The 25,094-nt window shown below is 50.4% G+C and carries 23 protein-coding genes; 15 read left to right on the forward strand and 8 right to left on the reverse strand.

What is annotated here, in order from left to right; translation table 11 throughout:
* The first annotated feature begins 181 nt into the window (after positions 1-181).
* The 3 genes from OEL90_RS10590 (at position 182) to OEL90_RS10600 (ending at position 4,783) form a co-directional block, all read left to right on the forward strand.
* Positions 182-667, forward strand: a complete 486-nt coding sequence (locus OEL90_RS10590) for a hypothetical protein (protein ID WP_300688440.1) — start codon at positions 182-184, stop codon at positions 665-667.
* 380 nt (positions 668-1,047) lie between these two features.
* The gene (locus OEL90_RS10595; RefSeq protein ID WP_300688442.1) at positions 1,048-3,381 is read left to right on the forward strand and encodes an N-acetylmuramoyl-L-alanine amidase; all 2,334 of its coding nucleotides are present in this window, start codon (positions 1,048-1,050) and stop codon (positions 3,379-3,381) included.
* A 31-nt stretch (positions 3,382-3,412) separates the two neighbouring features.
* On the forward strand, positions 3,413-4,783 hold the full coding sequence (locus tag OEL90_RS10600; RefSeq protein ID WP_300688444.1) for a cobyrinate a,c-diamide synthase: 1,371 nt from the start codon (positions 3,413-3,415) through the stop codon (positions 4,781-4,783).
* Between the two features lie 86 nt (positions 4,784-4,869).
* Here OEL90_RS10600 and OEL90_RS10605 read toward each other — a convergent pair whose 3' ends face one another.
* Positions 4,870-6,036: a pyridoxal phosphate-dependent aminotransferase gene (locus tag OEL90_RS10605; protein ID WP_300688447.1), complete on the reverse strand. Its 1,167-nt coding sequence runs from the start codon at positions 6,034-6,036 to the stop codon at positions 4,870-4,872.
* 431 nt (positions 6,037-6,467) lie between these two features.
* On the opposite strand from OEL90_RS10605, the gene carB reads away from it, so the two are divergent.
* From carB to OEL90_RS10620, 3 genes are all read left to right on the forward strand, one after another.
* Entirely contained in the window at positions 6,468-9,689 is a 3,222-nt protein-coding gene (gene carB, locus OEL90_RS10610) for a carbamoyl-phosphate synthase large subunit (RefSeq protein WP_300688450.1), read from the forward strand.
* A 341-nt stretch (positions 9,690-10,030) separates the two neighbouring features.
* Positions 10,031-10,384 carry a PadR family transcriptional regulator gene (locus OEL90_RS10615; protein ID WP_291403726.1) on the forward strand — a complete coding sequence of 118 codons (354 nt, stop codon included), beginning with the start codon at positions 10,031-10,033 and terminating at the stop codon, positions 10,382-10,384.
* Positions 10,381-11,496 (forward strand): HAAS signaling domain-containing protein, encoded by a 1,116-nt coding sequence (locus OEL90_RS10620; protein ID WP_291403728.1) that lies wholly within the window; start codon positions 10,381-10,383, stop codon positions 11,494-11,496. The genes OEL90_RS10615 and OEL90_RS10620 overlap by 4 nt, the downstream gene beginning before the upstream one ends.
* Positions 11,497-11,633: 137 nt before the next feature.
* Here OEL90_RS10620 and OEL90_RS10625 read toward each other — a convergent pair whose 3' ends face one another.
* Both OEL90_RS10625 and OEL90_RS10630 read right to left on the reverse strand, forming a co-directional pair.
* On the reverse strand, positions 11,634-12,365 hold the full coding sequence (locus OEL90_RS10625; RefSeq protein ID WP_291403729.1) for a lysophospholipid acyltransferase family protein: 732 nt from the start codon (positions 12,363-12,365) through the stop codon (positions 11,634-11,636).
* A gap of 119 nt (positions 12,366-12,484) precedes the next feature.
* A complete protein-coding gene (locus tag OEL90_RS10630; RefSeq protein WP_300688453.1) occupies positions 12,485-12,796 on the reverse strand; it encodes a hypothetical protein in 312 nt (103 codons plus the stop codon).
* Between the two features lie 130 nt (positions 12,797-12,926).
* Here OEL90_RS10630 and OEL90_RS10635 point away from each other — a divergent pair, with 130 nt between their 5' ends.
* The 5 genes from OEL90_RS10635 to OEL90_RS10655 are packed head-to-tail and all read left to right on the forward strand — an operon-like array spanning position 12,927 to position 17,338.
* Positions 12,927-13,961: a metal ABC transporter substrate-binding protein gene (locus OEL90_RS10635; RefSeq protein ID WP_291403733.1), complete on the forward strand. Its 1,035-nt coding sequence runs from the start codon at positions 12,927-12,929 to the stop codon at positions 13,959-13,961.
* Positions 13,954-14,985, forward strand: coding sequence for a metal ABC transporter ATP-binding protein (locus tag OEL90_RS10640; protein ID WP_300688455.1), 1,032 nt, complete (start codon positions 13,954-13,956; stop codon positions 14,983-14,985). Before OEL90_RS10635 ends, OEL90_RS10640 begins: the two co-directional genes overlap by 8 nt.
* Complete coding sequence (locus OEL90_RS10645) at positions 14,982-15,806, forward strand: metal ABC transporter permease (protein WP_291403737.1); 825 nt, start codon at positions 14,982-14,984, stop codon at positions 15,804-15,806. Before OEL90_RS10640 ends, OEL90_RS10645 begins: the two co-directional genes overlap by 4 nt.
* A 37-nt stretch (positions 15,807-15,843) precedes the next feature.
* Entirely contained in the window at positions 15,844-16,350 is a 507-nt protein-coding gene (locus OEL90_RS10650) for a Fur family transcriptional regulator (RefSeq protein WP_291403739.1), read from the forward strand.
* A gap of 40 nt (positions 16,351-16,390) precedes the next feature.
* A complete protein-coding gene (locus OEL90_RS10655; RefSeq protein ID WP_300688458.1) occupies positions 16,391-17,338 on the forward strand; it encodes a DUF697 domain-containing protein in 948 nt (315 codons plus the stop codon).
* Positions 17,339-17,464: 126 nt separating this feature from the next.
* Here OEL90_RS10655 and OEL90_RS10660 read toward each other — a convergent pair whose 3' ends face one another.
* Together OEL90_RS10660 and OEL90_RS10665 are read right to left on the reverse strand one after the other, a co-directional pair.
* Positions 17,465-17,617, reverse strand: coding sequence for a rubredoxin-like domain-containing protein (locus tag OEL90_RS10660; RefSeq protein ID WP_330583762.1), 153 nt, complete (start codon positions 17,615-17,617; stop codon positions 17,465-17,467).
* 140 nt (positions 17,618-17,757) lie between these two features.
* Positions 17,758-18,687: an EamA family transporter gene (locus OEL90_RS10665; RefSeq protein ID WP_291403743.1), complete on the reverse strand. Its 930-nt coding sequence runs from the start codon at positions 18,685-18,687 to the stop codon at positions 17,758-17,760.
* Positions 18,688-18,950: 263 nt separating this feature from the next.
* On the opposite strand from OEL90_RS10665, the gene OEL90_RS10670 reads away from it, so the two are divergent.
* Genes OEL90_RS10670 through OEL90_RS10680 form a run of 3 tightly spaced genes read left to right on the forward strand, consistent with a single transcriptional unit; the run spans position 18,951 to position 21,151 of the window.
* A complete protein-coding gene (locus OEL90_RS10670) occupies positions 18,951-19,538 on the forward strand; it encodes a hypothetical protein (RefSeq protein WP_291403745.1) in 588 nt (195 codons plus the stop codon).
* A gap of 43 nt (positions 19,539-19,581) precedes the next feature.
* Positions 19,582-20,577 carry a dipeptidase gene (locus OEL90_RS10675; protein WP_300688460.1) on the forward strand — a complete coding sequence of 332 codons (996 nt, stop codon included), beginning with the start codon at positions 19,582-19,584 and terminating at the stop codon, positions 20,575-20,577.
* A gap of 1 nt (position 20,578) precedes the next feature.
* On the forward strand, positions 20,579-21,151 hold the full coding sequence (locus OEL90_RS10680) for a GNAT family N-acetyltransferase (RefSeq protein ID WP_291403750.1): 573 nt from the start codon (positions 20,579-20,581) through the stop codon (positions 21,149-21,151).
* 93 nt (positions 21,152-21,244) lie between these two features.
* Here the strand turns inward: OEL90_RS10680 and OEL90_RS10685 are convergent, their stop codons facing one another.
* From OEL90_RS10685 to OEL90_RS10695, 3 genes are read right to left on the reverse strand one after another with little or no spacing between them, the layout of a single operon-like run.
* Positions 21,245-21,574 carry an SHOCT domain-containing protein gene (locus OEL90_RS10685; RefSeq protein WP_300688463.1) on the reverse strand — a complete coding sequence of 110 codons (330 nt, stop codon included), beginning with the start codon at positions 21,572-21,574 and terminating at the stop codon, positions 21,245-21,247.
* Positions 21,575-21,626: 52 nt separating this feature from the next.
* Positions 21,627-23,033: a sensor histidine kinase gene (locus OEL90_RS10690; protein WP_300688465.1), complete on the reverse strand. Its 1,407-nt coding sequence runs from the start codon at positions 23,031-23,033 to the stop codon at positions 21,627-21,629.
* Complete coding sequence (locus OEL90_RS10695; RefSeq protein ID WP_300688468.1) at positions 23,030-23,722, reverse strand: response regulator transcription factor; 693 nt, start codon at positions 23,720-23,722, stop codon at positions 23,030-23,032. The genes OEL90_RS10690 and OEL90_RS10695 overlap by 4 nt, the downstream gene beginning before the upstream one ends.
* 277 nt (positions 23,723-23,999) lie before the next feature.
* Here OEL90_RS10695 and OEL90_RS10700 point away from each other — a divergent pair, with 277 nt between their 5' ends.
* Positions 24,000-25,022 (forward strand): branched-chain amino acid aminotransferase, encoded by a 1,023-nt coding sequence (locus OEL90_RS10700; RefSeq protein ID WP_300688470.1) that lies wholly within the window; start codon positions 24,000-24,002, stop codon positions 25,020-25,022.
* The last annotated feature ends 72 nt before the right edge of the window (positions 25,023-25,094 follow it).

Raw genomic sequence — 25,094 nt, forward strand, 5'->3', positions numbered from 1 at the left:
ACAGCTATAAATGTGATAATATATAAATGTAGACACAAAATAACAAAAATGACAATAAAAACTAAATACTACCAATTCAGCAATTCAATTCAATTCACCTTCAATTCAATAGCCTGTTAAAATCAACTCCAATATTGCCCCACGCTTCTTTTACCAGATAGAATCTGAAGGAGGCTTGTCATTGTCAAATTACAAAACTCAACAGGACTTTGTTTATTATGATGATTATTGGAAATACGTCATTGATAAGAATATAAAAGAAGCACAGCAGCGTTATGAGACTGAGTTATGTCAGCGGCATGAAAATAGGCGATTAAATGCTGCAATTCAGGTTATTGCAATATGTGCAGTTCTTTGCCTGGCATTTTCCGGAGTTGTAATACGCAGCGCAGCGATCTACCAGGCTAAATATGAAATCCATATTTTACATAGCGAGATTCGAGACATGCATCTTGAAGTGGAAGAATTGAGGGCTCACATCGACAATGCAGTATCGCTCAACCATGTAGAATCAGTTGCTTTAAATGAATTGAAAATGCAATACCCTGAGTCAAATCAAATCGTCCATGTTGCATCAAACTGGAATTATACTATGGATGACATAGCAGATGACAGCCAAATAGCAGTGGTTGAGAAGGGTCTTGCTTTTGCAGCGAAATTGAATTGAATTTTTCTTCTGCCGAAACTGTAAAAGGTGCGGTTTTGTTATGACCATGTCATAACAAAACCGCACCTTTTGTATTAAGCGACGGGTAAAAATCAGTAAGTTCATATCTGACTGAACAACCAACAGAATTTGCTTTTGAAGTGGTTGATTTCCAGAAAGCTGTCTTTGAAATAGGTCTAAGTCTAATGGAACCAGAATTAAGACATAGGCGTCTAAACATTTGCGTTACTTACTTCTCATGTTCTTTACAATCTTGTGGCAATGACATTAAAACATAATTACAATTGCGCAGCAGCACCCCCGAGCAATTTAAATGCGAGTATAATGATATTGTACGGTTAAATTACTGCAACAGAGCAACGAAAGGGGTTTTAGGACAGATGAGAAAGCTGTGGACCGTTTGGTTACTTATGATTGTTATGCTGCTCGGCGTTGTCCAGCCTTCAATGGCTGGCGAAGCGAGATTAGGATTTAAAATAGAGGTTGACGGAAAAGTGCAGGATTATACCGCAAGGACTGTTACTATTGAAGTAAAGGATGAGGAGATCGCCATAGGCGACATGCCTGCCATTATTCTTGAGGGAAGAACGTTGGTTCCTATTAAAGAAGTCTTTGAAAGCGAAGGTTTTGGTGCCAAGATAGAATGGAACCATGAAAGAAAAGAGGTCACAGTCACATACAACGACAATACGATTGTGGTCGCCATCAATAGTAATGTCGCCTATGTCAATGGTGAGAAGAAGCAAATTGATCCTGACAATGCCAAGGTTGTCCCTAAACTCATCAGAGACACGAGTAAGCAATATGCCAAGACCATGATTCCACTCAGGTTCGTTTCTGAAACGCTGGGTTATGAGGTTGCATGGGATCCTATCACTTACACTGCTGCGATTATTGCGCCGGAAATTGAATCGGCACCAGCCCCTGTTCCTGTTCCGGAACCAATACCAACGCCTGAGCCAACCCCTGTGCCACAACCACAGCCGGAACCATTACCTTTGCCAAATTATGATTCGGATATCGATGACGCTTTAAGCACCAACGCGAACTTTGTATTGAAGACTGGTAATGATATTTCACCATTACCGACAGCATTAAAGCGAAATCCAATTCTCTGGACTGATGGAAATCCAAACAACGCAGTATCTTTAACTAAGCCTGAAGCAAATCTGAATTTCAATGCCATTACAGGCGAAGTGGTGAAAATTCAATCTTTGGTATATACACTCAACTATAATAGGCCGAGGTTCGAAATTTCTGCTTCCGGACCAATTTCTGACATAAAGGTTCAAACCATGGATAAGAAGATTGTCATGGACATCGTCAACGCTCAAAATGGTTTGTCGCAGCAGACGTATACCAGCAATCCTGTGGCGTCTGGAGTTAGGACTAGTCAATTTGCTGTGGATCCAATGACAACTAGAATTGTCATCGATTTAAAAAGCAACGACGAAAGATGTCTCGTCACTTTAAGCGAAGACAGAAAAACTCTGATCGTCGAATTTGAGCCTAAGACCATTCACACTATTGAGCTTGGTCAGAGTCACCTCGGAGATTATATTCGGGTCTCTGGTATGGCGCCAACGAGTGTTAAGACCTTCAGAATGTCGGATCCGGATAGGGTGGTTATTGATCTCGTGGGTACGCAGACTTCCATCGGCTGGAAGGAAGCAGAAGCGAGCGGCCAATTTGTAACCGGCATCAGGACGGACCAGTACAACGCCGTTACAACCCGCGTGGTGGCCGTGATGAACGGAACAGCGAACTATGAAGTGATCCAGAATGGTTCTGAAACCTGGATTCAATTTACTCAAACAGGACTGAAAAACTTTGAATATATGAGTAACGACACGAATCCAATGATTCGCTTTAACCAGAGAAACTTGAACTTTGACAAATCGGACATCGAAGTGATTGACGACTACGAGAACATGACCTACACCTTCATACTGCCAGAGGATGTTTCAGACAGTTTTGGAAACGGTAAGCTGGTTGTGGATGATCGAGCTATTGATAATATTGAGTTGAAGCAGGATCCGGACGGCAAAACGCGGATTGTCATTAAACAGTTGGAGTACTATGAGTACAAGCTGGAAGTGACGGCCAAGGGCATTGTGATCGCAGGCTATAAGCCTAAAGCGCTCTATGACAAAATTGTCGTTATAGACGCAGGACACGGCGGTACAGATCCAGGTGCGGTGGCTGGCGGCGTACATGAAAAATCGATAAACCTGGTGATTTCAAATTACGTTAAGGCGCTGTTTGACGGTTCGGAGAATTACAAAGTTTACTATACCAGAACCACCGACGTCAACAAGAGTCTTCAGTACAGGACAGACCTTGCGAATACCCTCGAGGCGGATATCTTTGTCAGTATTCACAATAATGCCATGAATACGCCGGCATTTCAAGGGATGGAGACGCTCTACATGCCAGGTGGTTCAACGACGAAATTGAGTTCAATTTCAATTGCGAAGATTTTCCATGAAACACTGCTGCCAATCGTGGATGTGGCAGACCGGGGACTGAAGCCACGAGATGGCCTTTATGTCCTCAGGCACACTAAAATGCCCGCAATTATTTTGGAACTCGGGTTTATGACAAATCCAAATGATCTGGCGAAGCTGACGAACCCTGAGGTTCAGCAGCGCGTCGCGGAGGGCATTTATCAGGCGACTGAAACTGTCTTCAACAGATTTCCAACAACCAGATAAAACAAAACAAAATGCTTGAATGAGGTGTGCCATGGAGGTTCAAAATAGCAGACTGCCGCGCCTGATGATCGTCGGGACAGGCAGCGGCTCAGGAAAGACAACGGTCACCTGTGCCGTGATGAAGGCAATGCAGCTGCGGGGCAACCGTGTCGCCGGCTTCAAATGCGGCCCGGATTTTATTGATCCAATGTTTCATACGAGCGTGATTGGCGTTAAATCCCGAAATCTAGACATATTCCTGAGTGGGGAGGAGGGGGTTCGCTTCCTGCTCGCCAGGTCAGCGCAGGATGCGGATCTTTCGATTATCGAAGGTGTCATGGGAATGTATGATGGCGTCAGCATGAGCTCGGATGAGGCTTCGTCGAATCACCTCGCCAGGCTGACCGGGACACCTGAAATCCTGGTTGTGGAGGTTGGCGGGATGGCGCTTTCCCTCGCGGCGCTGATCCAGGGATATTTGAATTTCAGGCCGAATCTGATCAAGGGGATCATTTTGAATCAGTGCTCCGAGGGTCTGTATGCGTATTACAAAGACATGATCGAGTCTCAGCTTGGCATCCGGGTTTATGGTTATTTGCCGATGGTAGAGGAAGCGACCATCGGCAGCCGGCACTTAGGACTTGTCACAGCGGACGAAATCGTGGATCTGCAGAATAAAATTCAGAAGCTGGCGCAAGCCGCGGAGCGCTCTGTTGACCTGGACGGTTTAACCGAACTTGCTTATGAAGCAGAGACGCTGGAATGGACGGATCTATGGCAGTCTGTTCGAAAAACCCCAGAACATAAAATTAGAATTGGCGTCGCCAGGGATAAGGCATTTTGCTTTTTCTATCAGGATAATCTCGATCTGTTGGAAACCCTTGGCGCAGAACTTGCTTTCTTCTCGCCGCTGGAGGACTCTGAGCTGCCTGAGGACCTGCAGGGACTGATTCTCTACGGCGGATACCCTGAGCTTTATGGGGAACAGTTGTCTCGCAACACCTCAATGCTGGAGAGCATAAGGACTGCTGTTAAGCAAAATCTGCCAACGCTGGCGGAGTGCGGCGGCTTTATGTATCTGCTTGAGACGATGGTTGATGCTGAGGGACAACGGCACGCCATGGTAGGGGCGATTGAGGGCGAATCCAAAATGCTGAATCACCTGGTTCGTTTTGGTTATGCCAAAATGAAGGCATTGAAGGATAATCTCCTGTGTGAGGCCGGTGCGGAAATTCCCGTTCACGAGTTTCATTATTCGGACAGCGATCACAACGGCGACGGCTTTTTTGTTGAAAAGAAGCAGCGCAGTTGGCACTGCATGAACCTCTCAGAGACTTTGTTTGCCGGTTATCCGCATTTGCATTATGGCAGCAGGCCTGAACTGATGATGAAGTTTTTGGAAGCTTGTACGGGCAAAAAATAATAAAGGGACGGCGCAAGGTCTTATGGCAGTCAGTTTTGACAGTCTGCCTACACTTGCTCCGTCCCTTTTACTGTTCTATGAAATTGCTAAATGCTGTCGAGGGATTCAATATAAGTCCGGATTCTTCTGAAGGCTTCGCGAAGCATACTTTCCGAACCGGCAAAGACCAGCCTGAGATAGCCTTCTCCCATAGCGCCGAAAGCAGAGCCTGGTACAGTAAGCACTCTGGCGTGATGAATCAGGTCCTCGGCGAAAGCCTGAGAGGATTTGCCAAAGGCTTTGATATTGACAAACGCGTAAAAGGTGCCGGCTATGGTGTGGCAGGTAATCCCCGGGATCGATGCGAGCTCTTCCAGAACGAGATTGCGATTCATAATGTACTGGGCGCGCATCTCACTAATGGCGGCATCACCTTTTTCAATGGCTTCCGCTGCAGCGGCCTGAGTAAATTCAGGCAGACAGGACGCAATGCCCTCCTGAAGCTTAGGCATATTGGAAATGATTCGCGGATCGCCCACGACATACCCAATGCGCCAGCCGGTCATGGCATAGGTTTTTGAGAAACTGTTGACGATCAGGATATTCCTGCGGATGCGGTCGAATTCGGCAAGACTGTGATGGCGGGCGTCATCATAGACGAGTGCTTCGTAAACTTCGTCGGACACGACGAACAGATCGTGACGTTCTACAACTTCAGCGATTTTTTTCATGCCCTCATAGGGGATGACCGCACCCAACGGATTGCTTGGAGAGTTGAGTATCATTGCCTTTGTCTTTTCAGTGATGGCGTCTTCGATATCCTCCGCCTGGATGCAAAACTGGTTTTTCTCATAGACCGGAACCGGGACCGGGATCCCGCCGAGCAGGCGAATCTGGCCCGCGTAATTTGGATAGCCGGGATCGGGGATTAACACCTCATCCCCGGGATTGACAACACAGATGAGTGACAGCAAAATAGCCTCCATACCGCCAAAGGCAATCATGACATGATCCTCTGTGTGAGGGACATTCAATTGTTGTGAGTACTTTTCAGCAATGGCTTTTCTAAGTGACAGGATGCCGGCATTTCCCACGTAGTGGGTTTTATTTTCGTCCATGGCTTTTTTGGCCGCGTCTTTGATGAAGGCTGGTGTATCAAAGACAGGTTCACCGACGGTCAGACTAATGACATCCTCATATTGAGCGGCAAGCTCAAACATCTTTCTAATACCGGACGCCGGGTAATGCTGGACGACTTCTGACAGTGTTTTCAAAGGGGATCGCCTCCAGTTGGGGAGAATCGGTGAGTGTAGTTCAAGCGCATTAGGACTGGTGATCTAGGATTTTTATGCTCTTAGGCGCATAATTGTAGGTGAGCTGGAATATCCTGTAGATTCTGACGCAGGGTAAGATGACCGGGACTCCTTCGCTGGTAAATACAATGGATTTTACATCGGCATTTCTTGTGTATTAACTCTATCTTACTCTTTTTCTGAGGCTTAGACAATTTGATTTCACACGATTCTCTAATCTCTTTAATATCGACGTTTGTAATCTGAGCAAAATAAGTGTATCATTAAAAAAACTATGTCGTGCAGCAACAAAAACAATTGCAATTTGCTGAAGTCTTTTGTAAAATAGTAAATAAATATACATACGTGCGCATAATTAAGATTGACGCACCTAAATACTCAGGAGGTAAATCATGCCAAAACGTACTGACATTGAAAGCATTTTGATCATTGGCTCAGGACCGATCTTGATCGGCCAGGCCGGAGAATTCGACTATTCAGGGACTCAAGCCTGCAAAGCGCTCAGAAACCTCGGATATAAAATCATCCTGGTGAACTCAAACCCAGCGACTATTATGACAGATCCTGAAACCGCAGATGTGACTTACATTGAGCCACTAAACGTGAAGCGCCTGACAGAGATCATCGAAAAAGAGCGCCCTGATGCGGTGCTTCCTAACCTCGGTGGACAGTCGGCGCTCAACTTGTGCTCGGAGCTTAGCGCACAAGGTATACTTGAGAAGTACGGCGTCAAGGTCATTGGCGTTCAGATTGACGCGATTGAACGCGGCGAAGACCGCATTGCATTCAAAGAGGCCATGAACCGACTTGGCATTGACATGCCGCGCAGCATGCCGGCTTACACGGTTGAAGAGGCGGAGCAAATCGCACATGAGCTCGGTTACCCGGTCGTTATTCGACCTGCGTACACCATGGGCGGCACCGGCGGCGGCTTGGTCTACAATATCGAAGAACTCAGAACCATAGCTAATCGCGGCATCGCGGCCAGTATGGTAGGTCAGATTCTCGTTGAGGAGTCCGTGCTGGGCTGGGAAGAGTTAGAGCTCGAAGTCGTGCGTGACGCAAAGAATAAAATGATTACTGTCTGTTTTATTGAGAATATCGACGCTGTCGGCGTACACACGGGCGACTCTTTCTGCTCGGCGCCTATGCTGACGATCAGTGAGGAACTGCAGAAGCGCCTTCAGGTGGCGGCTTACAAAGTCGTCGAGGAGATTGAGGTTATTGGAGGTACGAACGTTCAGTTCGCTTACGATCCAAAGACGGAGCGCTTTGTTATCATTGAGATCAATCCTAGGACGTCGCGATCATCGGCACTCGCTTCCAAGGCGACGGGCTTCCCGATCGCGCTGATCTCCGCCATGCTGGCTGCGGGTCTGACCCTGGATGAGATTCCATACTGGAGAAAAGGCACCCTGGATCAATACGAGCCGTATGGCGATTATGTCGTCATCAAGTTCGCAAGATGGGCATTCGAAAAATTCCCTGGTTCCATTGATAAACTAGGCACTCAGATGCGCGCGGTTGGGGAAGTTATGAGCATCGGCAAAAACTATAAGGAAGCCATGCATAAGGCTATTCGATCCCTTGAAATTGGACGCTATGGTCTGGGCTACGCGAAGAACTTCAACGAACTGAGCCTGGACGTGCTGATGTCCATGCTGGCGGAGCCGTCCAGCGAGCGTCAGTTTATCCTTTACGAAGCGATTCGAAAAGGCGCGGACATAGAGGAGCTGTACAAGAAGACGTATATCAAGCCGTATTTCCTTCAGCAGATGAAGGAATTGGTCGACCTGGAGGAAGAGGTTCTCGCGTATAAAGGGAGCAAGCTGCCTGACGCGCTTCTGACCCAGGCCAAGAAAGATGGCTTTGCGGACCGTTATCTGGCTCAGCTCCTTGGTGTCCCTGAGGTGGATATCCGCGAGCAGCGAAAAGCCATTGGTGTCGTTGAAGGCTGGGAAGCGGTTCCGGTCAGCGGCGTAGAAAACGCGTCCTACTATTTCTCCACTTACAACGCTCCGGATCAGACGACGGCCAGCGACCGCAAGAAGGTCATGGTTCTCGGCGGCGGCCCGAACCGAATCGGTCAGGGCATCGAGTTCGACTACTGCTGTGTCCACACGGCTTTCGCGCTGCGTGACATGGGATATGAGACGGTCATTGTCAACTGTAACCCGGAGACGGTGTCGACGGATTATGATACATCGGATAAACTATACTTTGAGCCGCTGACGGTCGAAGACGTGCTCAGTATCTACGAGAAGGAAAAGCCGCTGGGCGTCATTGTTCAGTTTGGCGGTCAGACGCCGCTTAACATTGCAGGTGAGCTTGAGAAGGCCGGGGTCAAGATCATTGGCACAACGCCTGCTACCATTGACCTGGCGGAAGACCGCGACCAGTTTAAAAAGATTATGGAAGAGCTTGAAATTCCAATGCCGGAAGCCGGCATGGCAGTGACGTTGGAAGAGGCTTTGGAAGTGGCTGGCGGCATTGGTTATCCGGTCATGGCGCGTCCATCCTATGTTCTTGGCGGCCGCGGCATGGAAGTGGTTTATACAGAAGAGCAAATGAAGAGCTACATGGAAGCGGCTGTGGGCATCACCAAGGAGCGTCCGGTTCTGATCGACCGATTCCTCAACAACGCCCTTGAAGCCGAAGCTGACGCCATTGCAGACGGCAAGGATGCCTTTGTGCCGGCTGTCATGGAGCACATTGAGCAGGCGGGGATCCACTCCGGCGACTCAGCGTGTGTCATTCCTCCAATAACCATTTCTCAGAAGAACCTCGACATTATTGTTGAGTATACAAAGAAAATCGCCAAGTCCCTCAACGTCATTGGTCTCATGAATATGCAGTACGCTATAGCGGACGACAAGGTCTACGTTCTTGAAGCGAACCCGCGCGCGTCCAGAACGGTACCCCTCGTGTCGAAGATCTGCAACATTCCTATGGCTAAGATCGCAGTTGAGCTCATGATGGCCCACTTCACCGGCGTCGAGTCCAGCGTCAAGGACCTTAAAACCAGCGTGATTCCACACTTTGGCGTGAAAGAAGCGGTGTTCCCGTTCAACATGTTCCCTGAAGTTGATCCGGTTCTTGGACCTGAAATGCGTTCTACCGGCGAAGTTCTTGGCATGGCGGACAACTTTGGCATGGCATACTTCAAGGGTTATGAAGCGACGAACCTGATGCTTCCAACGGAAGGCTGCGTCCTCATCAGCGTCAACGACAAGGATAAAGCGGATGCAGTTGACGTCGCCAAAGCCTTCGTCGAGATTGGCTTCACCGTGAAAGCGACCAGCGGCACCAAGGCGTTCCTCGCCCAGCACGGCATTGAGTCCGAGCTGATCTACAAGATGAGCGACGGTCGTCCGAACATTGCGGACGGCATTGCCAACAAAGAAATCCAGATCATCATCAACACGCCGGCCTCCAAGGTCAGCCAGATTGATGACTCCTATGTCAGAAAATCAGCGATCAAGCACAAGATTCCATATGTGACGACGCTGACTGCCGGCATGGCTTGCGCGAAGGGCATTGCGGCCTTCAAGGCTAACGGCGAGGGCGGCTACAAGCTCAAGTCGCTGCAGGAGTATCACGCGGATATCAAGTAGATTGAACTGGGTTGTGGATGCGTCGGTAGGTTGGGGACGCGGACAGGTTTTGACTTGGGGACGCGGACGGTAATGTAATCGCAACACTAAAAATTGTATGTGTTCATTATTGAATGTAGAATCAAGAAAAGCAGGGGATCAAAAGCCCCTGCTTTTTTCATGAAACGGTCCCGAATGAAGTCAATGAAGCCACCACAATAAAAGTAATCCAAGCCATCAATGTGACTTAAGTCATAAAACATAGTATTAATAATTCGTTAATGATGACTTAGGATTAATATTAAAGAATTGACAATAGTGTGTATCGTATAGTATAATAGGATCATAAGGAGGCGGTCAGAGTGACGCAAAATGATGCGATTCAAAATCTGATGCAGGAGCTTCGCCGCGGAACCCTGGTCATAGGGGTGCTCAGTCAGCTGCACGAGCCGGAATACGGCTACTCGCTGGTTCAAAAGTTAAACGACAGCGGCATGACCATAGATCAGGGCACTTTGTATCCGTTGCTTCGACGTCTGGAAAAGCAGTCCCTGCTCGAAAGCAATTGGGAGGTCGAGGATCCAAGGCCGAGACGTTATTATCAGCTCAGCGTTACGGGTCGGGAGGCCCTTGAAGCCTTAAAAACGGAATGGAACGAGCTCGTTAAAACCATGAACCTTATGCTTTCACTTGATAGTGAGGAGGCGTCAAAATGATGACCTGGATGGACAGATATCTCTATGCTGTGACGCGAAGACTCCCTAAATCCATGAGAGAGGATATTGAGCGGGAGCTGCGCTCAAATCTGATGGATGCCCTGGAAGAACGGTTGGAAGGCCGCGACGCCACGGAGCAGGATGTACTTGATCTGCTTAACGAATTTGGAGACCCTGAAAAAGTCGCCTCAGAATACATGCCGGAAAAGCGCTATCTGATTGGTCCTGAACTGATCGACTTATACTGGATGATTTTGAAAATTGTCGGGATCGCAGTTGGCATAGGCCTGACCATTGCCCTTGTTGTTTCAGCACTTCAAGGCGATCCGACACAAAAGGGACTCATCGAAATCATTATAGGCTACTTTGGAACACTTTGGTCAGCCGCTATAAGTCTGGTTGGAACCATTACCATCATTTTTGCAGTGATTCAATATACGACCGCGGGTCAGGAATTCAGCCATTCAAAGGCAGCAGAAGAACTGCGCCAAGCGGGCAGGGAAATTGAAGAGGCATTTAAAGAGACAGAAGCGCCGCGTACAGGAAAATCCAAGCACGCCAAAGAAAAGCAAACGAAGACCTGGTCTGCAGACCAGCTTCCCGTCGTGCCTGCCTCCACTGACCGAGTCAGCATTTCTGACAGCGTTGTTTCCCTGGTTTTCATAGGACTTGCTTTGCTGGTGTTTAATGTCTATCCGGATAAAATTGGCGCTTATTTCTTTGATGACGCTGTCGCGAAATGGGTAGCCATTCCACTGTTCAACGTCGCCATTCTCAGCGCTTATGTGATGTTTTACAACTTTGTGTGGGTCCTGGAGGCGCTGCTGCACGTGAGACTGATTCAGAAGGGCCGCTGGGGATTCGCAGAACGCATGGTCAAGATTCTTGTCAGCCTTTTGGGGCTTGGCATCTTCATTGCCCTGATCCAAAATCCGGCTGTGTTTAATACGGAAGGCATCAAAACGGCCTTGATTCAATACGGTATCGATTTATCGAGTCTGGCAAAGCTTGGCATTCTGAATCTGAAGATTTTAATGGTCATTATCATTCTGGGAACGGCGGTGGAAGTCATCAAGCAAGCCTATTACGCCGTTAAATCCAAGGTGGTGTGATCCGCGGCAGTGTTCGGCGAGTGGGATGAACGATTTCGATAAACTTCAAAATGGAAAGAAGCCGCGGCGTGTAGAAGGTGTCCTGAAAACACCTTGTATACGCCGCGGCTTCTTTTGTCGCGTTTAGCAAAAGTCGTTTACTTAACTGCTTTTTTCTCATTCAGTGCCGCTTCGATCTGCGCATGGACTCTCTGGCTGAGGGCGATGGAATCCTTATGGTCGCCTTCCTGAAGCTCGACGGGAGGAAGAATCTGAATTTCCACTTCAGCAGGGTGGATGGTGATGCTGCCTTTTTTCATGATGTCCTTCGCGTTGTGCAGTACGATAGGCACAATGTGTGCCCCGGATTTGACCGCAAGCCGCATGCCGCCCGGTTTGAACTCAGAAAGCTCACCCGTCAGGCTGCGGGTCCCCTCGGGAAAGAGCACCAGATTGTACCCGGACTTTAAAACCTCAATGCCCTCATTGATTACCTTGATGGCCTGCCGTATGTCATCACGATTCATGAAGATACAGTGCATGTACTTCATCCACTCATTCACGATCCTGAATTTCAGCATTTCAATCTTCGCGACAAAACCAAGGTCCGCGGGGACATAGCCCAAAATCAGAGGAATGTCAAAGTGCGACTGATGATTCGAGACGAAGAGGATGGCGCCATTGGCAGGGAGGTTTTCAGCACCTGTGACGGTGATCTTGCTTCCTGTTTTTTTGACGAGATTCTGAGACCACATTCGGGCACGTTTGAATGCCATTTGGTCCAGAGCCTCAGTTTCTCCCGCGGCTTCCAGCTTTCGTGCTTTTGACAATTCAGGCAACGTTTCAAGCAGCGATATTCCAAAATAGAGATACCAGATTAATGTTCTCATAGAATCGACCTTTCGTTAAGTTCATGATCGCCTGGACAGCTTACGAAGTTCTGAAGGCCGAGTCGACAGGCAAAGCATGATAGGGAGTGCCGGTGTACGAAGAAAAATCCAGCCTAAGATTAAATATACCCGTTTCTGCTGACGTAAACAAGAGTAACGTTGTTCAGATGGAAGGAATTAATACCAAAGAAGCTTTTGCCGATGGTCTCATTAACAAACATTCTCACAAGCTCTGGCACCAAAACAAACTCGGTGTCAGACACCAAAACAAACTCGGTGTCAGACACCAAAACAAACTCGGTGTCAGACACCAAAACAAACTCGGTGTCAGACACCAAAACAAACTTGGTGTCAGACACCAAAACAAACTCGGTGTCAGACACCAAAACAAACTTGGTGTCAGACACCAAAACAAACTCGGTGTCAGACACCAACTCAAACTCCTCATCAGAAAAAATTTAGAGATCGCGTTTGAAAATATCCTGAGGGAGGTATATAATGTAAATGCAAATGCGAATGATTCGCAACTAAAATCCATCACACTGAAACGAGGGAGATCATATGTCATACTTAATAAAATCACGCCTGGCATTGGGCATAATACTTTTTACAGCTTTGATTTTCACAGCCTGTGGAACAGCTAATCCTGAAGCTTCATCAGAGGTGCCAACCTCTGAAACACCGGAAGTTTCAGAAACTGCCGAAAAACCACAGCTGGTAGCGACTCTGTTCCCGCAGTATGACTTTGTCAGAGAGATCGCCGGGGATCTGGTCGAAGTGTCACTCCTTTTGCCGCCCGGGGTAGAATCCCACTCCTATGAACCGACACCAAAAGATATTGCGGGGATTACGGAAGCGGACGCATTTCTTTACACCGGCGAGGTCATGGAACCCTGGGCCACTAAAATTATTGGCAATTTGGACGGAAAGTCAGTCAAAATTGTCGATCTGAGCCAAGGGATTACGCTTTTGGCCTCAACTCATAATGAAGAGGGTCATGAGGGTGAGGAAGACGCTCACGAAGACGAAGAAGAGGGGGAAGCCGCCCATGAAGAGGGCGCCTACGATCCGCACATCTGGCTGGATCCCAATAACGCCAAAATCATGGTCTCTACGCTGCTGGAAACCTTGATTGAAATTGAACCTGAGAATGAAGCCGTCTTTAGGGAAAATGCCGAGGCTTACCTTGAGGAGCTGACCGCCCTCGACTTGGCTTTCAAGGATCTGTTCGCAAAGTCTGAAACTCAGACCATCTATTATGGCGGACATTTCGTCTTTGGTTATTTCGCGAAAGCCTACGGACTCACCACTGTGTCGCCTTATGACGGATTTTCACCGGATGCGGAGCCGACACCCAAAAGAATCGCAGATCTGATCGACGCCATGGATCAGGCGAAGTTTAAGGTTATCTATTATGAAGAGCTCGTGGATCCAAAGATTGCAAGGCTTGTCTCCCAGGAAACCGGCGCTGAAATGGTCCTGCTTCACGGCGCACACAATCTCTCGAAGGAAGAGCTGGAGAGCGGCACGCGCTACCTGGAACTCATGCTGCAGAATCTCGAAAAACTGAAATTGGGGATGGGATACCGTGAATAATCCTGACAGAGTCAACCTAAACGAAGCACAATCGATAAGCGCTGAACAACCCCCGAAATCAGAGTATCTCAAAAGCATCATCCTCAAAGCGGACAATATCACACTGAAGTATGGCAGACACGAGGTTTTGACGGACGCGAGCTTTACGGTTGAAGCGGGAGATTATATCGGGATTGTCGGGCCTAACGGCTCAGGCAAAACTTCGCTGATGAAAGCCATGCTGGGACTTATCACACCCACCGGCGGGCAGTTTTCCTACGCCGGCGAGGTCAGAGACAACCGGTTCATTGGATATCTGCCGCAGAAAGTCATCAGCGGGGATCCGCTGTTTCCGGCGAAAGTTCGAGAGGTCATCGCCATGGGACTCCTGTCCTCCAAGCGTTTTCCAAAGCATCTGAGCCAGGAGGACTACAAAAAAGTAGACGGGATCCTCAGCCGCTTGAAAATAGGGAACCTGGCCGAGAAAAAAATTGGAAATCTGTCCGGAGGACAGCAGCAGCGGGTGCTTCTCGCCAGGGCCCTAGTGTCGTCACCTCGGCTGCTGATTCTGGACGAGCCGACCAGCGCCCTGGATCCCAAAGTGCGTGAGAATTTTTACGGCATCCTGAAAGAACTCAATGAACAGGACGGGGTCACCATACTTTTGGTCTCCCACGACATAGGCTCCATAGGACAATACACCAAAAAAATGCTCTACCTGGACAGAACGGTGGTCTTTTTCGGGACCTATGGGGATTTTTGTCATTCCCAGGATATGACTCATTACTTCGGTCCCCTTTCCCAGCACAAATTTTGCTGGCAGCATGATGACCTGCCGGAGACGGCTTCGGCCAAGCCGACCTTTCACTTTCACGCGCCTCATATTCATGTAGACCACGTCCACGCCCATGGCCAATCCATAGATCACAGTCACGAGAGCGACGAGGGTTTCCTTGAGGAATCCAACGACGAGCTGCAGAGGGTGGGGGCGAAGGAACCATCGGCAAGAAAAACGGAATCCTCTGACAAGGAGGCGCGCCCATGATGACCTTTATCGAGTCTATTCAGCAGGCCGTCCAATACGACTTCATCCTCAAAGCACTTCTGGTCGGATCTTTGATCGCCATCAGCGCGTCGGTGCTGGGCCTCTTTCTGGTCCTGAAAAAGTACTCCATGATTGGCGACGGCCTGGCACACGTCAGCTTCGCCACGGTGGCCATAGCCCTCTGGCTGTCCGCCTCGCCGCTGGTGGTCTCCATCCCCATAGTGATCCTCGCCTCGTTTTTCATCTTGAAGCTGAGCGAAAAGGCCAGCATGCACGGAGACGCGGCCATCAGCCTGGTATCCTCCTTTTCCATTGCCATGGCCGTGCTGATCGCCAGCGTGGCCAAAGGGTTCAATGTGGACCTGATGAGCTATCTCTTCGGCAGCATCCTGGTCATCAGCAACTTTGACGTGGCGATCTCCGCGGCACTGTCCCTGGTCGTCATTGTGACGGTCATGTTCTTTTATCACGACCTGTTCGCCGTCACTTTCGACGAGGAATATGCCCAGGCCGTGGGCATGAACACTAAGTTTTACAACTATCTCCTGGCCGTGCTGACCTCCATCACAATTGCCCTCGGCATCCGCATTGTGGGCACCATGCTGATTTCCAGCCTGATTGTCTTCCCAACGGTCACCGCCCTGCAAGTGTCCAAGGGCTTCAGAATGACCATTCTCATAGCGACGGTGATCTCAGTGGTCTGCGTTGTGCTGGGGGTGTTCATCTCCTTTGCCTACAACCTGCCCACCGGCGCGGTCATAGTCCTCATGAACGCCATAGCCTTCGCCCTGGCCTTCCTGATCAAAGCCTTGCGGCGCTGATCAGAGTGATTGAGTGCGTGAGAAGAGGTGAAACTAGATGAAACCAAACAGTGAAAGTGGAAGCAAGCGTGTGAAAACTGTGGCGGGGGCTGGTCAGGGAACCATCGGCAAAAGCTCTGGGAATAAAGAGATGCTGGAAAGCTGCGGCATTAAGCTGACACGCCAGCGCCTGGACCTCTTAGAGCAGTTAAAGAAGGCCGATGGTCCCATAACCGCAGAGCAGCTCTTCCTGAACCTTCGGGAGGAGGCCGCCGCGATCAGCCTTTCCACGGTCTACAGAATTCTGGACGCCTTTGAACTGAAGGGCCTCGTGGAAAAAGTCGTCAGCGCGGACGAGAACAAGGCGATTTATGAGCTCAACCGTCACGAACACGGACATCACCTCATTTGCACCCAGTGCAAGGTCAGAATGACCATCACAGGCTGTCCGCTGGCCGGCTACGAAGAAGCTTTAGCCAGGTCCACAAACTATAGAATTACAGGTCACAGGCTGGAAGTATACGGCTTGTGCCCGAAGTGCCAATCTGAGCTGGGTATGCTGTAGGCCGGAAGCTGGAGTTTGCCGATGGAAAGGTGGAAATAAATTGAAAAAGCTGATTACCGCTGTGGCAACCTTTTTTGTGCTCGTCATGCTGAGCCTGGCCGTGGATCAGGTGCTGACCTGGGGGCGGCTTCTGGACGGCATTGTGGACTGGCTGGACCTCGTGCTTTACGCGGTCCTGGGGATTTTGTTCCTCGTCTATGTGCTGCTGCCCATTCTGCGCTGGCAGGCGTATCCAACGCCGGAGACCCTCAGCGTCAGCATGCGGGGGACGCTGAAGCAAAAGCGAAAGCTGCTGAAGCAGGTTAGACGGCATTTGACGGAGGACGCGCTGCGCTCTGAGGTTGACGTACTTTTGAAAAGTGAGGACGACCAGGCGGTTCAGGCGTATCTGGAAGCCTATTATAAGAAACGAAGCGCGGAGGCTAAGACTGCCGCCGCAGCTTCCGCGACCCAGTGCTTTGCCGTCGTAGCCGCCAACCAGAATTCTGTTCTGGACGCAGTTATGATTTTGATCTTCAACATCAGCATGATCCACAAGATCTATACGTCTTTCAGGATGCGGGACTCATTTCTCAATATTGCGCGCTACTATAGGAGCACGGTGCTTCAGGCTTCCGTGACCGGCTTGTTTGAAAGTCTGGATGATGAAATCGTCGAGATTCTCAGCAGCCGCAGCCTTGAGCTGACGAGAAAGATCCCGTTTGCGGACGTCATCATGTCCTCGATCCTTCAGGGTTTTGCCAATGGTTACATGACTTACTACTACGGCTATCTCTCCATTCTCTCTTTTGAGAGGTCCCTCTATAATACCGGTGAAAGCGATGTTGACCTTAGACGCAAGGCGCGCCGCGACACCCGAAGCTTCATGCTGTCCATGGTGGGTAAGCCCCTGGACCAGCTCGCGAAGAAGATGAAGCCGTCCTTTGGGACCTTCTTCAACTTTGGCCGCAAGCCGGCTGAGGATATGGAAGGGGAGCCGGAGATTTAGTGGAACTCGGTGTCAGACACCAAGTTTCTCCCGAAACTTGGTGTCAGCGGCTGGCGCCTATCAACACCGAGTTTTCTAAGCAAAGAACCCCGCAGCGGCGCCCGCTGCGGGGTTCTTCATAAGGCTTTAAAACGCGTCCACAAACAAGTGGTGATACTTCTCTTCGTTCTCCGGCGTCATTTCAACGAATTTGGTGTGGTCTGCCTGGCAAATCGGGCAGAAGGCAGGGGGCTCGTCCCCTTTATGGCGATAGCCGCAGACAGTGCAAAGATATTCCATGGTTTGGCCCTCCTAAGGCAGTATTTTGAGGTCGCTGAACTTGAGTACAGCAGCGCTCCTATTCTTATTCTAAGATATTAATGAGTCTGTGCCAATGGTGGGCTTTCGGGACCATCGGCAAAAATTCTTTTTAAAGGTTCTCAGGCACCTTGATCTGTTTTTTCCAAAACCGGCTTTGGCCTCGTATTGACACTTTGAACCAGGATGACCCCCGCCAGAATGACGACCATAGACAGTAAAATACTAGGCGTGACCGGTTCGCTGAGGACCAGCCAGCCCAGAAGCACCGCAATCACGGGATTGATGTAGGCATAAGTGCTGGCTCTGGAAAGCGGCCATTGCTGGATGATGTAGATGAAAGCGCTGTAGGCCAGGATGGAGCCAAAAAAGACCAGGTAAAAGAGCGCCAGCAGACTTGAGGTTGAAACCTGAAGGGTGTGATTTTCACCTGCCAGAAAGCTGACAATCATAATCCCTATGCCTGCGATCAGCATCTGCAGGCCAATTTGAACCACCACATGGCACTGGGGCTTGACAGTTCTGGAGTAAATGGTGCCGACGCACCACAGGGTCACGGCAGCCAGAACCAGGGCTACGCCCCGGGGATCTAGACTCATCTCGCCACCGCCGGACACTATCAGAAGTCCAACGCCGCCAAAGCCAATCACCAGGCCAAGCCAGATCCGCCAATCCGTCTTTCTCATCTCAGGGTAGACGGCCATTTGAAGCAGGGCCATGAGTAGTGGGGAGGAAGCGACAATCAGGGAGGAGGACCCGGAACTGATATATCGTGAGGCTAGGCCTACGAGGCCTGTTCCGCCAAAGAGCAGCAGCAGACCGACGATGCCATGCTGAACCACTTCTTTGGCAAGGGTCGGGAACTTGTAGCCCTTCACCATGGCAAACCCAAGCATCAAAGTGCCTGCGATCAGGAAGCGCAGGGCGGTGAAAAACAGTGGCGCAATGCCGGTGACGCCAATTTTTATGGCGAGGTAGGTAGAGCCCCAGACGATACAGACCGTCAGATAGGCCAGCCAGTTGATCAGTTCTTTATTGCTCAGTTTTGACATGGACGCACGACTCCTCAAAGGCGATTCTATAAGAGGTGGGTGCCTTTTGAATGTCACATTCCAGCGCCCGCAAGAATCTTTTTAATGAAAAACTCATTAGAGTATTATATCATAGAATTGTAAAGACCTGTCATTGTGATCTCATTATTCCGGTGTTTGAGCAGTCAAAATTTAAAATGCTTTGAAAGCCTTCAAAATAGTCAACTTGGAGAAAAAGTATTTAAGTATTCAAACACCGGAATAATAACAAAGGAGGAAATAAATTGGAAGCTGCAGCATGGACAGAGCATCTCAGCCAATTGGCAGCGCAACTTAACCAACTTGGTGTCGTTTGGGCTGCGGGCGCCTCATCGGTTTTATACGAGCATGGGCTCACGGCATCCGTGAACGATCTCGACATCCTGGTACAGCTGGAGGATGCCGCGAAGCTGGACGCGTACCTGGAACCCTTTGCCTCAAAACCGCCGGAGTTGGATCATCCTAAATACAAGACGGCATTTTTTAGGGAATACAAGGTGAACGGCGTTGAAATCGATTTGATTGCAGGGTTTGCCATAGCCCACGATCAGGGGGTTTACCACTATCAGTTCGATCATGATGCCATTGACCGGGTCGCCATTCTGAACGGTGTCGGGGTCCCAATAGCAGCGCTGGAAGACTGGTATGTCCTCTATATGCTCATGGACAGAAAGGAAAACAAGGTTGCGCTCATTGAGTCCCATTTTGGCGCCAACGGCATTGAAGCGCCCTACCGGCTGGAAAAAGCCCTGGAGCAGCCTCTGCCGGACGCTGTCAGAGACCGTATAGTCGCCCTGCTGAACAATCCGGATATTTCAATGCCAGGAGCATAACCAGGAGCATAACCAGGAGCATAACCGGGAGAGGAGCCTGTCTATGACGTTTATCTTTGATGCCCACGCGGACATCTGGAGTGATGTGGTGGTGCGGCGCAGTCGAGGCGAGAGAGAAGTCTTTCGAAACCGCCATTTGGAAAAATTTAAGAAGGGCGGCGTCAGCGGCGGCATTTTCGTCATGTGGATTGATCCGCCCTTTGATCAAAATCCGAAGCAGAGGCTGGCCGAAATAATCAAAGCGGCTCAAGCGGAGCTGGAGGAAGCCTCAGGTCTTCTGCACCTGGTCAGATCCGCTTCTGATTTCGATGCAGCGGCTGCCCTGGGCAAAATGCCAGTGGTTTGGGGCGTGGAAGGTCTAAGCGGTATTGGAAGCGATCTGGGGGGCCTTGAAGCACTTTATGACTTGGGAATCCGTCACATGTCGCTGACCTGGAATGAGGCAAACCCTCTGGCGACCGGCGTCAAACAGGCCCCGGACCGCGGCCTGACAGCCCTGGGATTTGAAGCTGTGAGACAAATTGAAGCACTGGGGATCCTTTTGGACGTCAGTCACCTCAACGAGAAGAGTTTCTGGGAGGTCATGTCGGCGACTTCTAAGCCGCTGATTGCCTCACATTCCAATGCCAGGGCGCTGTGCGACGCGGCGCGCAACCTCACAGATGAGCAGATCAGAGCAATTGCCTCAACCGGCGGGATCATTGGGATCAACAGCTACAGGGATTTTATAGATCTCGATCCTGCGAAGCAAACCATAGAGCGCTTTGTGGATCATATCGACTACATAGTGTCGCTGGTTGGCGTGCAGCATGTTGGACTTGGCTATGACTTCTGCGATTATATTGAAGAAAACCTGATCCAGGGCGGTATGTTGGATGCATCCAGGTCGACTGCGCCGGATACCCTGGGGCTCGAAACCGCCGAAAAGGCTTCTGAGGTTCTGAAGCATCTCAGAGAGCGTGGCTACAAAGAAAGTGACATTGAGAACATAGCCGGAGCCAATTTTGTACGTTTGTTGAAGGACAGACTGGAGGAATAAAATGAGACTCATCATCAACCGGGAGCTGATGCTTCGCCCCATTGAACTGCAAGACGCTACGGCCGTTCTGGAGCTGATACTTGACAACGAACAGCATTTGAAGCAGTGGCTGCCTTGGGTGGTGAAGCCTTTTACCATTCATACCGTCCTCAGCTATATAGAAATGTCGGATCGTAAACGGCTGCAGCAAACCGGCTATGAATTTGTCATTATCCACAACAAAAAAATATGCGGCATCATAGGGCTTCAGCACATAGACTGGGAAAACAGGAAGGCCAACATAGGCTACTGGATCGGAAAATCCTCGGAGGGTAAAGGGATCATCCTGCGCTCGGCGGACGCGGTCGTCAGAATGGCCTTTCAGGACCTCAAGCTGAACCGCATAGAGATGTTTTGCGCAGAGAAAAATGTCAAGTCCAGGGCCGTTCCTGAGCGGCTGTCCTTCCGGATTGAAGGGATCCTTCGCCAGAACGAGTGGCTCTATGACCACTATGTCAACCACGTGGTGTATGGGCTGCTCAGGTCTGAATTTAACCAGGCCCATAAACTGTTGAACTTTAGCGACGACTTCTGAATACCCATTCTAACTACAAAAAAGCCAAAAGAAAAAAGAGGAAGCGCAGCCCGGTTGAAGCGGCTGCCTTCCTCTTTCCTGTGTTTTGCCTGGTTACTTCAATAAATTTTCTTTCATGGTCTGATAAGCCTCTGAGTCGATTTCGCCTTTGGCGTAGCGCTCGTTCAGGATGGCCAGAGCACCATCGACTGAACCAGTGCCGCCTGGGACTGCACCGCTGACATGAGGTGCCGGTTCTGTGCGCCTGAGTCTTGGAACGAGATAACGAATTACCAGGAAGATAATCAGGCCGAGAATCAGGAGCCTGAGAAGCCCGAAGCCCATCATCCACATTGGATTGATGTCCCTGAATGACCCCATGCCGCCGAAGCCGTTATAGCCGCCTCTAAAGCTGCTGAACGCGTTGAAGCAGGTTGACAACATAACTATGCACCTCCTTTACTTACCCTAAGTATAAAGGAGGAATGTGTAGGAATTATGAAGAGGGCTGAAGGGGGAGGATCACTGTAAAAGTCGTCCCTTCCCCGGCCGGACTGTGGACCTCAATGCGCCCATGGTGGGCGTCCACGATCAGCTTGACAATGGTCAGGCCAATGCCGCTGCCGCCGGTCTCCCTGTGGCGCGACACGTCCGCCCGGTAAAACCGGTCAAAGAGAAATGGCAGATCTTCGGGCGCAATGCCTGCCCCGCTGTTAAAGACCTTCAAAAACGCTTCGCTGCTGCCGATGGTCCCGGTCTCCACATGGATGCGGCCACCGTCCGGTGTGTATTTAACAGCGTTGGAAAGAAGGTTGACAAGAACCTGTCTGAGTCGGTGGGCGTCACCGACCATCGGCAAAGAAAAAGCAAGGTCGGAGGTTAAGGTCTGAGCGCGGGTCATGGCATCCGCTTCAAATAGAGTCAGGACGTCGCGGACAATAACGGTGAGGTCAATGTCATCATAGGTGAGCTCAACGGTGTCGTCCTCAAGGTCTGCGATCTCACGGAGGCGTTCCACCAGGCCAATCAGGCGTTCGGTTTCACTGCGGGCGACGAGCAGACGGTCAGGTGTCGCCTCGAAGATGCCCTCCAGTATGGCGTCCAGCTGGCCTTGGATGATGGTCAGGGGCGTCCGCAGCTCATGGGCGAGGTCTGAGGTCAGGCGCTTTCTAATTTCGCTCTGGTGAGACAGGGTCTCGGCCAGATCGTTGACCGCGCCGGAAAGCTCGGTCAGCTCGCGGACGGATTGACGTTCTTCAGCGCGCCGTCCAAAATGACCGTTTCGGATGCTCTTCGTGACCTCGGTGAGGTTGACAATGGGGCGGGAGAGCAGTTTGGACAAATAGGCGGACAGCAGCCCGGAAAGACCAAGGGCAATAGCCAGTGACATGAGCAGGGAGCGGTTGACGCCGGATGTAAAGTCCAGCTCGGCGGTGTCCACTGAAAAGGTGGAAGGATAGACCAATTCAACGGTGCCAATAGTCTCCCCGTTTATCACAATGTCCTCGACGACATTAGTACCGTCATAGAACCTGGACTGAAAGAACATGGCATTTCTGCCCATGCGCCGCATCATGTTCTGGTGAAAGCTGACGCGGTCCGGGCGGAGCTGGCTGTTCATCACCATGAGTTCCTGAGTGTCGTAGATTCTGAAGCTGAATTCATCCGTGCCCGGATAGGCCAGCAGCATAGTCAGCGTTTTCCCGGTCCAGCCATCATTCAGCTGGTAAACCCGAGAGGCGTATTCTGAAAAGTCGCTGGCGCTTTGGAGCTGGACGGCTTCCTTGTAATTGTAAAAAGTGCTGTAGAGGGCAGCGTTGGTGAGCAGCAGCGCAGTGAGGCCGCTGACCAGGGCGGAGGCCAGCAGGAATCGCGTCAGACGTCCTCTCAGAGTATGCTTCATGAAGAGCCCCCCTCAAAGCGGTAGCCAAGGCCATAAACCGTGCGGATGTATTTGTGCTCGGCGTCATCAATTTTCTGGCGGATGTTTTTGATGTGGACATCAATGGTTCGGTCGCTGCCGTCGTAGTCATAGCCTATGGCTCTCATGATGAGCTCATCCCGGGAGAAGAGGCGGCCGGGATGCCGGGCCATAAGTCCCAGAATCTCAAATTCCATGGGGGTCAGGGGCAGGGCCAGGCCGTGACGTGAAGCGGTCTTGCGGTCGAGGTCCACTTCCAGGTGACCCTCTCCGAAAATAAACTGCTCCGCCGGGATGGCCTGACTGGATTGGCGTCTCATCAGGGCTTTGACCCTGGCCACCAGGATTTTGCCGTCAAAAGGCTTGGTGACATAGTCGTCCGCCCCCAGGTTGAGTCCGTGGACAATGGAGTCCCGGTCGACTTTGGCGGTCAGCATCAGGATGGGCGTATTGTTTTTAAGCCGGATCTGACGGCAGATCTCCTCGCCGGTGAGGTCCGGGAGCATGAGGTCCAAGATCACCAGGGCGACCTCTTCCTCCCGGAAAATCTCCAGGGCTTCATGGCCGCGAGTGGCGCGGCGTGTCTGGTAGCCCTCTTTTTCAAGATAGGCGCAGACAATATCGAGGATTCTGGGCTCGTCGTCGACGACGAGGATGATTTCAGATTTCATGTTGGATCGCCTCCAGGGATTGCGGGTGCTGTCATGACGGCGTCAACGCCACCAAGACGAAAAACTGGCCGATGGTCGCGTTGACGCGTCATGATGACCATCGGTAAAGTCAATATCTGAAAAAACAGGTTGTTGTGTGCCTTGCCGGTAACTTTAAGTAGATTATAGCATGAAATTATGAGCGAATTGTGAGGATTCAGTTTGCCAATTTTTAGTCTCGGAAGTCTGGACAGATGCCGCTGGCAGCGGTATGATAAAGGCAAAAGGAGGCGTATCGATGAGACCTAATGAAATCAACTGGAGTCAGTTAGGCTTTGGGTATATGAAAGCTGACTGGCGTTTTCGTTCGTTCTGGAAAGACGGCAAATGGGATGAGGGTGGCTTGTTCGACAACGACAGAATCACCATCAGTGAGGCATCAACCTCTCTCCACTATGGACAGCAATGCTTTGAAGGCTTGAAAGCCTATACCGCAAAGGATGGCAGCATCCACCTTTTCAGACCGGATGAGAACGCGAAGCGGATGCAGGCGACCTGTGACCGCATACTTATGCCGCACTATGAAACTGAGAAATTTATTGAGGCCTGTAAGCAAGTTGTGAAAGCCAACCGCGAATGGGTTCCGCCTTATGGCTATGGCGCGACGCTTTATCTGCGTCCGTTCCTGATCGGAATAGGAGATAACATAGGTGTTAAACCCGCGCCTGAATTTTTATTCAGCATTTTCTGCATGCCGGTAGGCGCTTACTTCAAAGCGGGACTTGCACCGGTTAAATTCATTGTCACGGATTATGACCGCGCGGCGCCAAACGGAACAGGTGCAGCCAAGGTCGGCGGCAACTATGCCGGCAGCTTGCTGCCTCATGAAATTGCGGCGAAGCAGGGCTATGCGGACTGTATCTACCTGGATCCGGCCACCCATACAAAGATTGAGGAAGTAGGCGCAGCCAACTTCTTTGGCATCACCAAGGACGGCGTCTTCGTCACACCTAAATCTCCATCCATACTTCCGAGCATTACCAAGCTCTCTCTGATTCAGATTGCAAGGGATTATCTCGGCATGAAAGTCGAAGAGCGCGACGTACTGATCGACAATCTGGATGAGTTCGCTGAAGCCGGCGCTTGCGGCACTGCGGCAGTCATCACGCCAATTGCCTCCATCACCCACAAAGGCAAAGAAAAGATTTTCTTCAGTGAGACGGAAGTTGGACCGGTCACGCGCAAACTTTATGACACGCTGACGGGCATCCAGTTTGGCGAAATTGAAGCCCCTAAAGGCTGGATTTTTGAAGTTGAATAAGAAAAATTGATCAATAACCCGTGAGCGGCGACAGCAGCCCACGGGTTGTGTCTGTTTATCAACTGAAAGTTG

This window comes from Acidaminobacter sp. (genome assembly GCF_030247605.1).
Classification (GTDB): Bacteria; Bacillota; Clostridia; order Peptostreptococcales; family Acidaminobacteraceae; genus Acidaminobacter.

Coding starts and splice junctions, on each gene's coding strand:
- OEL90_RS10595 (WP_300688442.1), top strand. CDS start 1,048: ATGAGAAAGCTGTGGACCGTTTGGTTACTTATGATTGTTATGCTGCTC.
- OEL90_RS10600 (WP_300688444.1), top strand. CDS start 3,413: ATGGAGGTTCAAAATAGCAGACTGCCGCGCCTGATGATCGTCGGGACA.
- carB (WP_300688450.1), top strand. CDS start 6,468: ATGCCAAAACGTACTGACATTGAAAGCATTTTGATCATTGGCTCAGGA.
- OEL90_RS10620 (WP_291403728.1), top strand. CDS start 10,381: ATGATGACCTGGATGGACAGATATCTCTATGCTGTGACGCGAAGACTC.
- OEL90_RS10625 (WP_291403729.1), bottom strand. CDS start 12,365: ATGAGAACATTAATCTGGTATCTCTATTTTGGAATATCGCTGCTTGAA.
- OEL90_RS10635 (WP_291403733.1), top strand. CDS start 12,927: ATGTCATACTTAATAAAATCACGCCTGGCATTGGGCATAATACTTTTT.
- OEL90_RS10645 (WP_291403737.1), top strand. CDS start 14,982: ATGATGACCTTTATCGAGTCTATTCAGCAGGCCGTCCAATACGACTTC.
- OEL90_RS10650 (WP_291403739.1), top strand. CDS start 15,844: ATGAAACCAAACAGTGAAAGTGGAAGCAAGCGTGTGAAAACTGTGGCG.
- OEL90_RS10660 (WP_330583762.1), bottom strand. CDS start 17,617: ATGGAATATCTTTGCACTGTCTGCGGCTATCGCCATAAAGGGGACGAG.
- OEL90_RS10665 (WP_291403743.1), bottom strand. CDS start 18,687: ATGTCAAAACTGAGCAATAAAGAACTGATCAACTGGCTGGCCTATCTG.
- OEL90_RS10675 (WP_300688460.1), top strand. CDS start 19,582: ATGACGTTTATCTTTGATGCCCACGCGGACATCTGGAGTGATGTGGTG.
- OEL90_RS10680 (WP_291403750.1), top strand. CDS start 20,579: ATGAGACTCATCATCAACCGGGAGCTGATGCTTCGCCCCATTGAACTG.
- OEL90_RS10685 (WP_300688463.1), bottom strand. CDS start 21,574: ATGTTGTCAACCTGCTTCAACGCGTTCAGCAGCTTTAGAGGCGGCTAT.
- OEL90_RS10690 (WP_300688465.1), bottom strand. CDS start 23,033: ATGAAGCATACTCTGAGAGGACGTCTGACGCGATTCCTGCTGGCCTCC.
- OEL90_RS10695 (WP_300688468.1), bottom strand. CDS start 23,722: ATGAAATCTGAAATCATCCTCGTCGTCGACGACGAGCCCAGAATCCTC.
- OEL90_RS10700 (WP_300688470.1), top strand. CDS start 24,000: ATGAGACCTAATGAAATCAACTGGAGTCAGTTAGGCTTTGGGTATATG.